The following is a 13,121-nucleotide window of genomic DNA, read 5'->3' on the forward strand; positions in this document are numbered from 1 at the left end:
ATCGCCCGCGAGCGATGACCCTGGGGAAGAACGGCCACGCGGCTCGAGAGCTACTTGCGCGCCAGCGATTCCAGACGGGCCTGCATCTCCGCCATCTGCTTCTTCAACTCGTCGAGGTCGCTCGCTCCGGCGGAGGCGACGGGCGTTGGGGCGGGTGGCGACGCCGGTACCGCGCTCGACGGCGGGGCAGGGGGCCCGAAGCCGCCGGTGAACATCTTCATCGCGTCGCCGAAGAAGGTCATGTTGGCCCGCACCTGCTCCTGCAGCGCCTGCTGGAAGGCGGAGGGGCCGAAGCTCTGGGCGAGCTTCTCGCGCAGGCCGTCCTGGTCCTTGGCGAAGTTCGCCATGGAGAATTCGAGGAAGCTCGGCACCATCGTGCGCATGCTGTCGCCGTAGAAGCGGATCAGCTGCCGCAGGAAGGCGACCGGAAGCAGGTTGTCCTCGCCGGCCTTGTTCTCCTGCTCGAAGATGATCTGCGTCAGGACCGAGCGTGTGATGTCGTCGCCCGAGCGCGCATCGTAGACGATGAAGTCCTCGCCGTTCTGCACCATCGTCGCGAGGTCTTCGAGCGTGACGTAGGTGGATGTGCCGGTGTGGTAGAGCCGGCGATTGGCGTACTTCTTGATGACGGTCTGATGCGCCCTGCCGTTCTCGGCCATCGTTGCGACACCTCCCGCTTCGGTCATGAGTCTGCGCAAAGCTCAACGCCCCGCCATGATCGGCTGCCCGCCTGCGCAGGCCGGGTTCTGCATTCTTCAGAGCCGACCTTAAGGCTTTCGCGACGCGGCGAAAACAGCAATTTATCTCTGTCCCCGCAGAATCCGGCTGTGCCAGTGCGACGCCAACGCGACGTTCGAGCCATCTTGTCCGAAAGCACGCTTGACTTCGCCAGTCCTGCGCTCTTCATCCGGTGAACGGCAGGTCGCGCACTGGACATTCTGGTCTACCAAATATCGCGCCGCCGAACGAGGAGAACGTCACGATGGCAGCCAGCGAAGATATCGTCATTGTCGGGGCGGCGCGCACACCGGTGGGTTCGTTCGCCGGCGCCTTCGGCTCCGTGCCGGCGCACGAACTCGGCGCCGTGGCGATCAAGGCCGCGCTGGAGCGCGCGGGCGTCTCGCCCGACGACGTGGACGAGGTGATCTTCGGCCAGGTGCTCACGGCGGCCGCCGGGCAGAACCCCGCGCGCCAGGCCGCCATCGCCGCCGGCATCCCGGAAAAGGCCACCGCCTGGGGTCTCAACCAGGTCTGCGGCTCCGGGCTTCGTACCGTCGCCGTCGGCATGCAGCAGATCGCCAACGGCGACGCCAAGGTGATCGTGGCGGGCGGCCAGGAATCGATGTCGCTCGCGCCCCACGCGCAGTATCTGCGCGGCGGCCAGAAGATGGGCGACCTCAAGCTCGTCGACACCATGATCAAGGACGGCCTGTGGGACGCCTTCAACGGCTACCACATGGGCCAGACCGCCGAGAACGTGGCCCAGGCCTTTCAGCTTACCCGCGACCAGCAGGACCAGTTCGCCGTCCGCTCGCAGAACAAGGCCGAGGCCGCTCGCAAGGAGGGCCGGTTCAAGGAGGAGATCGTCCCCGTCACGGTGAAGGGCCGGAAGGGCGACACCGTCGTCGACACCGACGAGTACATCCGTGACGGCGCCACCGTCGAGGCGATGGCCAAGCTGAAGCCCGCCTTCACCAAGGACGGCACGGTGACCGCCGCCAACGCCTCGGGCCTCAACGACGGCGCCGCCGCGCTGGTGCTGATGTCGGCATCCGAAGCCGAGCGCCGGGGCATCAAGCCGCTGGCCCGGATCGTCTCCTGGGCGACCGCGGGCGTCGACCCGAAGGTGATGGGCACGGGCCCGATCCCGGCCTCGCGCAAGGCGCTGGACAAGGCCGGCTGGAAGCCCGCCGACCTCGACCTGATCGAGGCCAACGAGGCCTTCGCCGCCCAGGCCCTGGCCGTGAACAAGGACATGGGCTGGGACGAAGAGAAGGTGAACGTCAACGGCGGCGCCATCGCCATCGGCCACCCGATCGGCGCCTCGGGCGCCCGCGTCCTCATCACGCTGCTGCACGAACTCAAGCGCCGCGATGCCAAGAAGGGCCTCGCCACGCTCTGCATCGGCGGCGGCATGGGCGTCGCGATGTGCGTCGAGCGGGTCTGAGCGAGCGGGTCTGAGCGAGTGGACTCGGAGGGGAGGGTCACATGCCCTCCCTCTTCCTGACCTCAAGCTGAATTTGACGAAATCAGCTTGAGAGTTTGTGAAATTTAAATGCGATGCGAGCCCGTCACCGTCCGGCTACACAGGCGGAGATGACGGATCGCGCCCCGGAAGCGCCGTGACAGGATCGTTGACCTGTCGGTCACGAGCCTAGCGGGTGTTTTGCAAAGCGTCTTAACAATAACCCGATACGGGAAAACGGAGGAAAGCATGGCTCAGGAACGCGTCGCCCTCGTCACGGGCGGAACGCGCGGCATCGGCGCCGCGATCTCGAAGCGCCTGAAGGACAAGGGCTACAAGGTCGCCGCGAATTACGGCGGCAACGACGAGGCCGCCAACGCCTTCAAGGCCGAGACCGGTATCCCGGTGTTCAAGTTCGACGTCGGCGATCTGGCAAGCTGCGAGGCCGGCATCAAGGCGATCGAGGCGGAAGTCGGTCCGATCGACATCCTGGTGAACAACGCCGGCATCACCCGCGACGGCGCCTTCCACAAGATGACCTTCGAGAAATGGCAGGCGGTCATCAAGACCAATCTCGACTCGATGTTCACCTGCACCCGTCCGCTGATCGAGGGAATGCGCTCGCGCAACTTCGGGCGCATCATCATCATTTCGTCGATCAACGGCCAGAAGGGCCAGGCCGGTCAGACCAACTACTCGGCGGCCAAGGCCGGTGTGATCGGCTTCGCCAAGGCGCTGGCGCAGGAGAGCGCCTCCAAGGGCGTCACCGTCAACGTGGTGGCACCGGGCTACATCGCCACCGAGATGGTGATGGCCGTGCCGGAGGACATCCGCAACAAGATCATCTCGACGATTCCGACGGGCCGCCTCGGCGAGGCCGACGAGATCGCCCACGCGGTCGAGTACCTCGCTAGCGACGAGGCGGGCTTCGTGACCGGCTCGACCCTGACGATCAACGGCGGTCAGCACTTCGTCTGATCGAGGGACCTCTTCCCCCGCCTTCCGGAGGCCGCCGGTCCGCGCGACGGATCGGCGGCCTCCGCCGTTTTACGCGCAACCTCCCTGGACCGGATCGGATACCGGCCCGCCCCGACCGACCGCCTCGCGCCACCGCCGTCCGGCCGCGAGCCGGGACCCGGGCGCGCGTTTGACCGCCCGCCTGCTCGCCTGCCCCGAGAAAATACTTTATGCCGCCCTCGACCCTCCCCGACCCACTCTCTTCGATGACCTGGCTGTGCTGCGCCTCGCGCTGATCCTGCGGCGAAACCTGCCCCGGCTGGCGGGCCTCGCGACCATCCCGCTGATCCGGGCGGTGTTCCTTCTGGCGCGGATGCTCGGCACCGACCGGGCGAGCACGGCCGGCGGCCGGCTCGCGCGTCTCGTCGGTCCGTTCCTGCCCTCCCACCGTACGGCGATGGCGAACCTCCGCGCGGCCTACCCGAAGGAGGATGAACGGCGGCTGCGCGCGATCGCGCTGGAGGCGTGGGACAATCTCGGGCGCACCGGCGCCGAATACGCTCATCTCGACACGATCTTCGATTACGACCCCGAGAACCTCGCCACCCAGCGCATGGAGGTGCGGGGGCTGGAGCAGTTCTTCGCGATCCGCGACGACGGCCGGCCGGGGCTGATCTTTTCGGCCCACCTCGGAAACTGGGAACTGCCGGCGATCTGCGCCGAAAAGTTCGGGCTGGAGGCCACGGCCGTGTTCCGGCCGCCGAACAACCCGGCCGCGGCCCAACTGGTGCAGGAGGTGCGCCGCAAGACCATGGGAGGGCTGGCCGCCTCCGGCCCCGGTGCCGTCTTCGCTATGCAGGGCGTGGTGGAGCGCGGCGGACACCTCGGCCAGCTCATCGATCAACACTTCACCCGCGGCGTGGTGGTGCGCTTCTTCGGCCGGCCGGTTCTCGTCAACCCGCTGCTCGGCAAGCTCGCCCGGCACCACGATTGCCCGGTCCACGGAGCCCGGGTGGTGCGCAAGGAGAACGGGCGCTTCCTGCTCGAACTGACGCCGCCCCTCGATCTTCCCCGCGGCCCCGACGGGCTGATCGAGGTTCAGGGCGCAATGCAGGCGATGACGAGCGTCGTCGAGGGATGGGTGCGCGAGCATCCCGGCCAATGGCTGTGGATGCACCGCCGCTGGCGCCCCAACATGCTGCCGAAGGGGACGCTGCCGACGCAGGCCGCCGGGGAGACCAAGAGCATCTGATCAAGCGCCGGATTCCGGCGCCCGATCCCGGCGGTTTCACGAAGAATCAGTCGGCCCACTCGCCGCGGCGCATCACCGGCACCGCCTCGCCCGAGGCGGTGATGCCGTCCACGTCGATCTGCGCCGAGCCGATCATCCAGTCGATATGAATCAGGCTGCGGTTGGCGCCGCGCTCGGCGAGATCCGCCTCGCTCAGGCCCTCGCCGCCGTTGCGGAAGCATTTGGAGTAGGCCTGCCCCAGGGCGATGTGGCTCGCCGCGTTCTCGTCGTAGAGCGTGTTGTAGAACAGGAGGCCCGAGGCCGAGATCGCCGAGGAGGCGGGCACCAGCGCCACCTCGCCGAGGCGGGCGGCGCCCTCGTCGGTGTCGAGCACCTTGGCGAGCACGTCGCTGCCGGTGCGCGCCTGCGCCTCGACGATGCGACCTTCCGAGAAGCGCACGCGGATGTCGTCGATCAGGGTGCCCTGGTAGGACAGCGGCTTGGTGCTGGCGACGGTACCCTCCACCCGCGCCCGGTGCGGCGTGGTGAACACCTCCTCGGTCGGGATGTTGGCGTTGCAGACGACGCCGTTCTTGGCGGTGGTCGCGCCGCCGCACCATTCGTGGTCGTCGGCCAACCCCACCGTCAGGTCGGTGCCGGGACCGCGGAAGCGCAGGGCGGAGAAGCGTGAGCCGTTGAGCCGCTCGGTGCGACGGGCGAGGTCCCGGTTGTGATCGGCCCAGGTCGCGATCGGGTCAGGCCCGTCGATGCGCGAGGCGGAGAACACCGCGTCCCACAGGCGGGCGACGGCCTCGTCCTCGGGCAGGTCGGGGAAGACGGTGCGGGCCCAGGGCTTCGTCGCGGCGGAAACGATGGTCCAGTTGGTGGAAAAGCCCGCGATCAGCTCCAGCGCCGGCACGTAGGCCTGGGAGCGCGAGCGGTTGGCGCGGGCGACCTTGGTCGGGTCCTGCCCCGCCAGCAGGGAGGGATCGTCGCCGGAGATGGCGAGGCGGGCCGCTCCGCTGCGGTAGGCATCGGCCATGCCGGCATAGAGCCAGCCGGCGGCCCGGTCGAAGGCGTCGTCCGGCGCGTGGGCGAAGCGGGCGAGGGTCGCGGCGTCGTCCGCGTAGAAGGTGGTGACCAGCGAGGCACCGGCCTTGTAGGCGTGCTCGGTGATGGCGCGGGCGAGCGGCACCGCTTCGAGGGGCGCCGTCATCACCAGCTCCTGGCCCGGCTGCAGCCCGAGGCCGACCCGCACGGCGACCTCCGCCAGCCGGTCGAGGCGCTCGGTGAAGGGGAGGGCGGCCGTTCCCGGCATCTGGCTCATGGGGCGATCTCCAGGCTGTCCCGCCGCGCGCGATCTCCCCGGCTCGATGCGGGTGTCAGACCCTGACGCGGCTCAGGCCGCGCGCGACCACGTGATCTCGCCCAGATTCTCGCGGAAGGCAAAGCGCAGAAGGTGATCGGAGACGACATTCTCGAGTCGTGTCAGGCCGGCCGGGTCGGGGGTGGCGACCTGCATCAGCAGGGCGTCCGAGCTCGCCTCGAAGGTGCAGATGCGGTCCTCGCCGAACGGAACACGGCCGTGGTCGCCGCTCTCCTCGACGGGGAACTTATGGCTCCAGTGGCGGCAGAGCTGCTTGAGATAGCGGCTCGCTTCCGCGGTCGGCACCCGGGCCTGTGAGATGGGCATTGATGGTCTCCTTCAAGATTGGTGCGGACGGGATCGCGCCAAGGACCCGTCGCCAAGGACCCGTCGCCGAGCCCCCGCCGGGGCCGGTCGCCCCCGCCGCCCGCCACTGCGGCACACCGCCTTCCGGGAAGGAGGCACCGCAATGCAGCATGTGGGACGAGGGCCTAAAATCGTCATGCGACAAAACCGCGGCAGATCGTTCCGTGACCGGTCGCCGTAGAGGGCGATTGTCGGGTCGCAAGGGTTAACGAACTGACCATCTGGGACGTCATTCCGATTGTGCGCAAGGATGATTCTCGCCTCGCCGGCCGGGATCATGCCGCCATCTTGTGCGTCGCACAATAACCAACCGGCGAGCCTACGCGTTCCCACGTGCGCCCCGTCACGTTCTTTCCCGGTTGTCCCCTTCCTCAGACGGGGAGTGCGGGCGGCGCATCGTCGGACAGGGCCACCACCTTGCCCGGATTGAGCAGATCGTGCGGATCGAGCGTGGCTTTGAGCCGCCGCATCAGGTCGAGACCGACCGGATCGGCGGTCCGTGCGAGTTCGTCGCGCTTGATCAGGCCGATGCCGTGCTCGGCGGCGATCGAGCCGTCCATCCCCTCGACGATGCCGTGGACGATGGCGTTGAAGCGGCTCCACTGGCCCAGGAACTCCGCCCGATCCATGCCGGGCGGCTGGGTCAGGTTGAAGTGGATGTTGCCGTCGCCGAAATGCCCGAACGGGCAGGGACGCAGCCCCGGCATCGCCGCCTCGCAGGCCGCGCCGGCCTCCTCGAGGAAATCGGCCAGCCGCGAGAGCGGCAGCGAGACGTCGTGTTTGATCGAGCCGCCCTCCGCCTTCTGCACTTCGGGCAGCAATTCGCGCAGGCGCCAGAGGGCGGCGTCCTGCGCCGCGCTGGCGCCGATCACCGCGTCCTCCACCAGCCCCGCCTCGATCGCCTCGGCGAGCAGCGCCTCCATCTCGGCGCGGGTGTCGGCGCCGGGGCGGGGGGAGGACAGCTCGATCAGGGCGTAGGCCGCGTGCGGGCCCGCGAGCGGCGGGCGCACGCCGATCCCGTGCCGCAGCACCATCTCCAGGCCGAAGCGGGGGATGTACTCGAAGGCCGTCAGCCCCCGGTCGGCACCGGCCCTCATCCGCGAGAACAGGGCGAGCGCCGCCCGCGCCGAGGGGAGGCCGGCGAAGCCGACACAGGTAGAGAGCGGCTTGGGGAAGAGCTTGAGCGTCGCGGCCGTGATGATGCCGAGGGTGCCCTCCGAGCCGATGAACAGGTGCTTGAGGTCGTAGCCCGCGTTGTTCTTGCGCAAGGCCTTGAGCCCGTTCCAGACTCGCCCGTCGGCAAGCACGACTTCGAGCCCCAGAACGAGGTCGCGGGCGTTGCCGTAGGCCAGCACGGCGAGCCCCCCGGCATTGGTGGCGACCCCGCCGCCGATCCGCGCCGTGCCCTCCGCCGCCCAGGAGAGCGGGAACAGCATCCCCGCCGCGTCGGCGGCGGCCTGCACGTCGGCGAGAATCATGCCGGCCTCCACCGTCATGCTGGCGCCGAGGGAATCGATCGCCCGCAGCCGGTCGAGGCGGTTGAGGGACAGGACGATCCCGCCGAAGGGCACGCCGCCGCCGACGAGGCCGGTATTGCCGCCCTGCGCCACCACCGGCACCCGCGCCTGCCCGCAGGCCCGCACGGCGAAGGCGACCTCCTCGGTCGAGCCCGGCGCGACCACGGCGAGCGCATGGCCGTGATAGAGCCCGCGCGGTTCGACCACGTGCGGCGCGATCTCGGCCGGATCGGTGCGGACGTGCCGCGCGCCGAGCCGCTCGGAGAGCGCGGCGAGGAGGCGGTCCTGAGCTGGGCGGTCCTGAGCGGGGCGGGCGTCGGTCATCGGCGGGCGGGCGAGGGCATCGTCCGCCTCAGATAGGCCGCGGGACCGGAGATTGCACCGAGCGCCGTGGATGGCGGGGAAAGGCCCGATCGAGGGACGGCACGCTCAGGGCACTCGGAGGTTCTCTTGCGGGTTTCCTTCCTGCGGCGGGTCGCCGCCCGACCGATCCTGTTTGATCGTCCGACCGAAACGAGGCTTGAGGCGCCATGCTGTCCGTGATTCCGAACCCGTCGCGCACCACGCTGCCGATCCAGGGCAGCCCCGACCTGTTCCCCGTGCGCAGGGTGTATTGCGTTGGCCGCAACTACCGCGCCCATGCCCGTGAGATGGGCGCCGACGAGCGCGACCCGCCCTTCTTCTTCCTCAAGCCCGCCGACACGCTGCAAGTGGTGCCCGAGGGCGCGACGATCGCGCATCCCTACCCGCCACGCACCGAGAACTACCATTTCGAGGTGGAACTGGTGGCCGCCCTCGGTCGCGGCGGGCGCGACATCCCGGTGGAGAGCGCCGGCACCCATGTCTACGGCTACGCGGTGGGCCTCGACATGACCCGGCGCGACCTGCAGGACGAGGCCAAGCGGCAGGCGCGTCCCTGGGAGCTCGGCAAGGCGGCGGATTGTTCCGCCCCGATCGGCCCGCTGCGGCCGGCCGGCGTCATCGGTCACCCGCGCTCGGGCGCGATCACGCTCGATGTCGACGGCGAGGAGCGCCAGCGGGGCGACCTGTCCGAGATGATCTGGTCGGTGCCGGAGCAGGTCGCGCTGCTCTCGACCTATTTCGAACTGCATCCCGGCGACCTGATCTTCACCGGCACGCCGTCCGGCGTCGGGGCGGTGCGGCGCGGGCAGACCATGAGCGCGCGGATCGAGGGGGTCGGGTCGATCGCGCTGAGGGTCGTGTGAGGGAGACGGGACGGAGGGGGCGCCACCGTCTACAAGACCCGGCATGATCCTGAATCTCGATCGCCCCTGGCTTCACCGCTTGTCCCTGCGGGTCGCGCTCCTGACCCGCGGCATGACGCTGGGAGTGCGTGGCGTCGCCATCGACGGGCAGGGACGCGTCTGCCTCGTGCGCCATACCTATGTCGGCGGCTGGCACCTGCCCGGCGGCGGGATCGATCCGGGCGAGAGCGGCCCCGCGGCGATGGCCCGCGAGTTCCGTGAAGAGGCCGAGATCGTGGTGACGCCCGAGGCCGGCCTGCAGCTGCACGGCTTCTTCCTGAATCCCGGGGCGCTGCGCCGGGACCACATCGCCGTCTACGTCGTCCCGGCCTTCACGGTGACGGGGCCAAAGCGGCCCGACCGCGAGATTGCCGAAGCCGGCTTCTTCCCCCTCGACGCCCTGCCGGCCGACACCACCCGCGCCACCCGCGCGCGCCTCGCCGAAATCCGCGACGGACGGCCTCCGGCCGAGCTTTGGTGAGCCGCGACAAAAATCTCGGATCCGTCCCGAACTTGGCGCTTGCATCCTCCGGCGGGATAGTGTTTACACACCTCCACCGACGGGGGCGCCCACGGCGCCGAACGGACGGACAAGAGAGCGGGTGTAGCTCAGGGGTAGAGCACAACCTTGCCAAGGTTGGGGTCGAGGGTTCGAATCCCTTCGCCCGCTCCAGTTTCCCAACCAAATCAAGGCCTTAGGGCCACTCTGCGGTGAGTTTGTCACGCCGAGGATATGCCGGGGCTTCACCGAGGCTTCACGTTTCTGGTTCTGGAAGCGACAGCCTGAAGGTATCAGCGCGGCACCGTGATGCTTCGTATCGGCTTCTTTGCAGCGCTGTAATGCTTCGAGCGGCGCCGATGCCGAGGGATTCGATTCGCTCCGAAGATCATTTCGTTCCTTCAATCGATTGCTGGACAGGAATGGAATGCCGCGCAACGCCCACATCGTCGCCCCCGGCGTGCCGGACTGCCCGCCGATGTGTCATTCCATCGGGTTCGCGTCGCATGAGATCGAAGAGGCTGACGACAACCTCAACCCATTCGATCGCGCTGAATGACCTGCTCCAACTGCGGAAGTCGTCTCAGGCGCGTCCCACCAGGGAAATCGGCGGCAAGTTGCCCTTCGATCTCGAACTGACCTTCGAGGTGGCGAAGCAGCCGCCGGTATCAACGAATTCTCTAAATACCCGGCTGTCCAGAGAGTGGGACGGTTTCATGTCGGTCGCGTTGCCGGCGCGGATGACCTGACCAGTTGGCTTTGGACCGGGCTGATTGAGAGGATCAGCCAGGACCGAAGGAGTCGGACATGCGGCGAGGACAGAAAACGAGCGCGGAGCAGGTGGTGCTGAAGCTGCGCCAGATCGAGGTGCAGACAGCCCAGGCCAAGCGCTTGGCGCTGGCGTGCAAGGAGGCGGAGATCTCCGAGCAGAGCTACTACCGCTGGCGCAAGGAGCACGGCGGGCTCCAAGTCGATCAAGCCCGGAAGATGAAGGATCTGGAGCGCGAAAACGCTCGGCTGCGGCGGCTTGTGGCCGACCTGTCCTTGGGAGAAGCAGGTGTTGGCGGACGTCGCCTCGGGAAACTTGTAGCCCCAGAACGACGTCGGCAGGCGGTGGATGCCATCCAAGAGAAGTACGGCCTCTCGGAGCGTCACGCCTGCCGCATCGCCGGTCAGCATCGGGGCACACAGCGTTACATGCCCACGCTGCCGGCCGACGAGGATGGCTGACCCGCGCCATCGTCTCCTTGGCGTCCGAATACGGGCGCTACGGCTACCGCCGCCTCACCGCGCTGCTGCAAGCAGATGGCTGGCAGGTCGGCAAGGATCGGGTTCAGCGCATTTGGCGTCGCGAGGGGCTGAAGGTCCCCAACCGACATAGACCCCGCAGCCGGCTCTGGCTGAACGACGGTTCGTGCGTGCGGCTGCGCCCGCTCTACCGCAACCATGTCTGGAGCTTCGACTTCGTGCAGGCACAGACCCATGACGGGCGCTCCCTACGCATCCTGACGCTGATCGACGAGCACAGCCGGGCCTGCCTCGCGCTGAAGGCGGCCCGGCGGATCAACAGCCTGGGTGTGATCGGGGCGCTGGCCGACGCGATGTGCCTGCACGGCATCCCAGAGCATATCCGTTGCGATAACGGCTCTGAGATGATCGCGAAGGCGTTGCGCAAGTGGGTCGCCAAGACGGGCCCGCAGATCCAGTACATCGCGCCGGTCTCGCCGTGGGAGAACGGGTACTGTGAGAGCTTCAACAGCAAGCTGCGCGATGAGTGCCTACGGCAGGAAATCTTCTACTCACTGAGGGAAGCGCAGATCGTGATAGGGCTGTGGCCAAACACCTACAACCGCGTCCGGCCGCATTCGTCGCTGGGCTATCAGCCGCCGGCGCCCGTCACCTTCCCGGATCTAGCCTTCCGGATTACCCATGGCTGCTGCCTTGCAGCAGACTCTCACTCGGCTCGGTCCAAAAAAATGCCGGTCAGGTTAAGTTCCGCTTGGCCCGCTCCCAGTCGGTGTTGTGCGGGCGGGCCGCCGACCCACTTCGCGGACACGCATCCGCCTTCACCGTACGACCAGGTCGTGTCGCCCAACCAGGGCACCGCACATCGCCGCGATGGCGTACGATGTGACGATCCACAGGCCTTTGACGAGGCGGTGCGAGCCGGGGGTATTTGTTCGAGGCTCTTCACCAAACGCCGTGCTCCCACCCTTGGCTTCAGCCAATCAGGCCGTGGATCGCCTTGCAGTGATCGACCAAGTTGGCATGAGATGAGACGAATTCCTTCAAAGGAGTTTCGATGCCGTAGAAGTATATATTCGCAACAAAGCCGTAGATGGCAGCATCGAAACTGGACGGCCTCGGTCCGAACAGGAAACCGCTGGCTGGGACGAGGTTTGCTAGAACCTGCAGGTCGGCGGTGCCCCGGGCATAGGCCTCCTCCGGCGCGTAACGACCGATCCCTTGATAATAGTAGCGCTGCGCGTTGAACTCTCGCGCCTTCCGGAGATGCTCGTCCGAAAGCTCGGGATGCTCGCGGCGCAGGGCATCCCGGAACGCCGGCCAGAACCGTTCGTCCTTCCAGCGTGAGTAGGACATCACCCAGTAGAGGTCGTCCAGCATACGGGTGACGAGGTGACCCATGTCCCGGTCGCCCGGCTTGAGCCCGGCGTCGATGGTCAAGCCATAGTGGTGAGTGAGGTAGGAGATGATGAGGTTGCTGTCGCCGACCATGTTCGCGCCATCGACGATGTAGGGAAGCTGCGCCCGTGGAGCAGCCGAAGCATCCATGATGTGTTCGTGCCTGAAGGGCAGCCCTGCGAGTTTGAGAAAGGCAAAAACCTTCAGGCCGTAGCCGTTGTTGTCGGCTACACCGAACAGGCTCGGATAGGAGTAGAGAGTAAGCATCGCCTCCTCCTTCGACGTCGCTGTTATGCGCTGCACGCCACTCGTGCATACAGGCTGCGGGGAACCGCCTTCTTGTCGCAATGCCGGCGCTTTAGAATCGCTGTTCCTGACGGCCTGGGTTGGGGCCGCGCCGTGGTAGGCCGCCATGCAGCTATGCCAGATCTGCGAGCCCAGGTCCCAGAGGCTCAGGTGGTTCGGGTTCGGCGCGGTGAAGACCTCCGTCCGAGCCTGCGCTCGGCAGGCCGCGTCCTCAGGCCCCTGAACCGGCGGCTCGTCTCCAAGCCCCGAGCGGGTCGAGACAACGAAGAACGCGACGGCGAGCAGTGTCTTGCGCATGATTCGTTGATACGGCTTTCAGTTGGTTGCTGTTGACGACCGAAATCCCGCTTCTCCGCTCTATGAAGGTGCTGGCCCTCGGCCCCCGAGGCTCAGGCGCTCCTCCCTTCCGAGGCTGCGAATCGCCTCGCGGTCGGGCTTGCCCTGTTCCGTGCGGGGCGCCCGAGGGACAGGTGCGACGCTCAGCCGGTCTCCGGCCTGAAGCCCGAATGCTGCGGCGACGGCTTGACGGCAGTCGTCTACGTCGATGGCGGAGCCCGGCCACGCCCCCGCGGTTGAAATCCAAGTACCATGCCCCCCGCGGACTTTCCCTGCAGTCGCTTCGAACGTCCGTTACCTAGGCAGAAGCGCTCCGTCAGCGGCGGCTACTTCATCAGCAGTGGCACTGTGCGATAGCTTCCGAATGCAGGCACGAAAATGTCCGACGTGCCCCGGAACCGGCCCGCACGTGCTGCGTTACGCGCGTGCGAGGCTCTGAATGGGCTCGCA

At 67.6% G+C, this 13,121-nt stretch carries 12 protein-coding genes, 1 tRNA gene and 1 pseudogene; 9 read left to right on the forward strand and 5 right to left on the reverse strand.

The features are described 5' to 3' along the window. Positions 1-50: 50 nt before the first annotated feature. The gene (phaR, locus tag HNR01_RS23025; RefSeq protein WP_183670098.1) at positions 51-659 is read right to left on the reverse strand and encodes a polyhydroxyalkanoate synthesis repressor PhaR; all 609 of its coding nucleotides are present in this window, start codon (positions 657-659) and stop codon (positions 51-53) included. A gap of 323 nt (positions 660-982) precedes the next feature. Between phaR and HNR01_RS23030 the strand changes: the two genes are divergently transcribed. The 3 genes from HNR01_RS23030 to HNR01_RS23040 all read left to right on the forward strand — a co-directional run bounded on the left by HNR01_RS23030 (position 983) and on the right by HNR01_RS23040 (position 4,394). Next, positions 983-2,167, forward strand: coding sequence for an acetyl-CoA C-acetyltransferase (locus HNR01_RS23030; protein ID WP_183670100.1), 1,185 nt, complete (start codon positions 983-985; stop codon positions 2,165-2,167). A gap of 267 nt (positions 2,168-2,434) precedes the next feature. After that, positions 2,435-3,163, forward strand: a complete 729-nt coding sequence (gene phbB / locus HNR01_RS23035; protein ID WP_012455532.1) for an acetoacetyl-CoA reductase — start codon at positions 2,435-2,437, stop codon at positions 3,161-3,163. Between the two features lie 256 nt (positions 3,164-3,419). Beyond that, a complete protein-coding gene (locus HNR01_RS23040; protein ID WP_183670112.1) occupies positions 3,420-4,394 on the forward strand; it encodes a lipid A biosynthesis lauroyl acyltransferase in 975 nt (324 codons plus the stop codon). A 46-nt stretch (positions 4,395-4,440) separates the two neighbouring features. Here the strand turns inward: HNR01_RS23040 and HNR01_RS23045 are convergent, their stop codons facing one another. The 3 genes from HNR01_RS23045 to HNR01_RS23055 form a co-directional block, all read right to left on the reverse strand. Beyond that, complete coding sequence (locus tag HNR01_RS23045; RefSeq protein WP_183670102.1) at positions 4,441-5,700, reverse strand: aminopeptidase; 1,260 nt, start codon at positions 5,698-5,700, stop codon at positions 4,441-4,443. A 72-nt stretch (positions 5,701-5,772) separates the two neighbouring features. Beyond that, positions 5,773-6,066 carry a DUF2218 domain-containing protein gene (locus HNR01_RS23050; RefSeq protein WP_017487510.1) on the reverse strand — a complete coding sequence of 98 codons (294 nt, stop codon included), beginning with the start codon at positions 6,064-6,066 and terminating at the stop codon, positions 5,773-5,775. Between the two features lie 410 nt (positions 6,067-6,476). After that, a complete protein-coding gene (locus HNR01_RS23055; protein WP_183670104.1) occupies positions 6,477-7,946 on the reverse strand; it encodes an FAD-binding oxidoreductase in 1,470 nt (489 codons plus the stop codon). Between the two features lie 206 nt (positions 7,947-8,152). On the opposite strand from HNR01_RS23055, the gene HNR01_RS23060 reads away from it, so the two are divergent. From HNR01_RS23060 to HNR01_RS23080, 6 genes and pseudogenes are all read left to right on the forward strand, one after another. Next, positions 8,153-8,848: a fumarylacetoacetate hydrolase family protein gene (locus HNR01_RS23060; RefSeq protein ID WP_017487508.1), complete on the forward strand. Its 696-nt coding sequence runs from the start codon at positions 8,153-8,155 to the stop codon at positions 8,846-8,848. Positions 8,849-8,891: 43 nt separating this feature from the next. Continuing rightward, the gene (locus tag HNR01_RS23065; protein WP_183670106.1) at positions 8,892-9,368 is read left to right on the forward strand and encodes an NUDIX domain-containing protein; all 477 of its coding nucleotides are present in this window, start codon (positions 8,892-8,894) and stop codon (positions 9,366-9,368) included. Between the two features lie 117 nt (positions 9,369-9,485). Next, positions 9,486-9,560: transfer RNA gene (locus HNR01_RS23070), tRNA-Gly, on the forward strand. Between the two features lie 253 nt (positions 9,561-9,813). Beyond that, entirely contained in the window at positions 9,814-9,945 is a 132-nt protein-coding gene (locus HNR01_RS27955; protein WP_012455539.1) for a hypothetical protein, read from the forward strand. A 58-nt stretch (positions 9,946-10,003) separates the two neighbouring features. Beyond that, positions 10,004-10,135: a hypothetical protein gene (locus HNR01_RS27960; RefSeq protein ID WP_276325532.1), complete on the forward strand. Its 132-nt coding sequence runs from the start codon at positions 10,004-10,006 to the stop codon at positions 10,133-10,135. A gap of 58 nt (positions 10,136-10,193) precedes the next feature. Beyond that, positions 10,194-11,378: pseudogene (locus tag HNR01_RS23080) on the forward strand (IS3 family transposase). Between the two features lie 228 nt (positions 11,379-11,606). Here the strand turns inward: HNR01_RS23080 and HNR01_RS23085 are convergent. After that, on the reverse strand, positions 11,607-12,296 hold the full coding sequence (locus HNR01_RS23085) for a glutathione S-transferase C-terminal domain-containing protein (RefSeq protein ID WP_017487505.1): 690 nt from the start codon (positions 12,294-12,296) through the stop codon (positions 11,607-11,609). Positions 12,297-13,121: the final 825 nt, after the last annotated feature.

Source organism: Methylorubrum rhodesianum, from assembly GCF_014199985.1.
GTDB lineage: Bacteria > Pseudomonadota > Alphaproteobacteria > Rhizobiales > Beijerinckiaceae > Methylobacterium > Methylobacterium rhodesianum.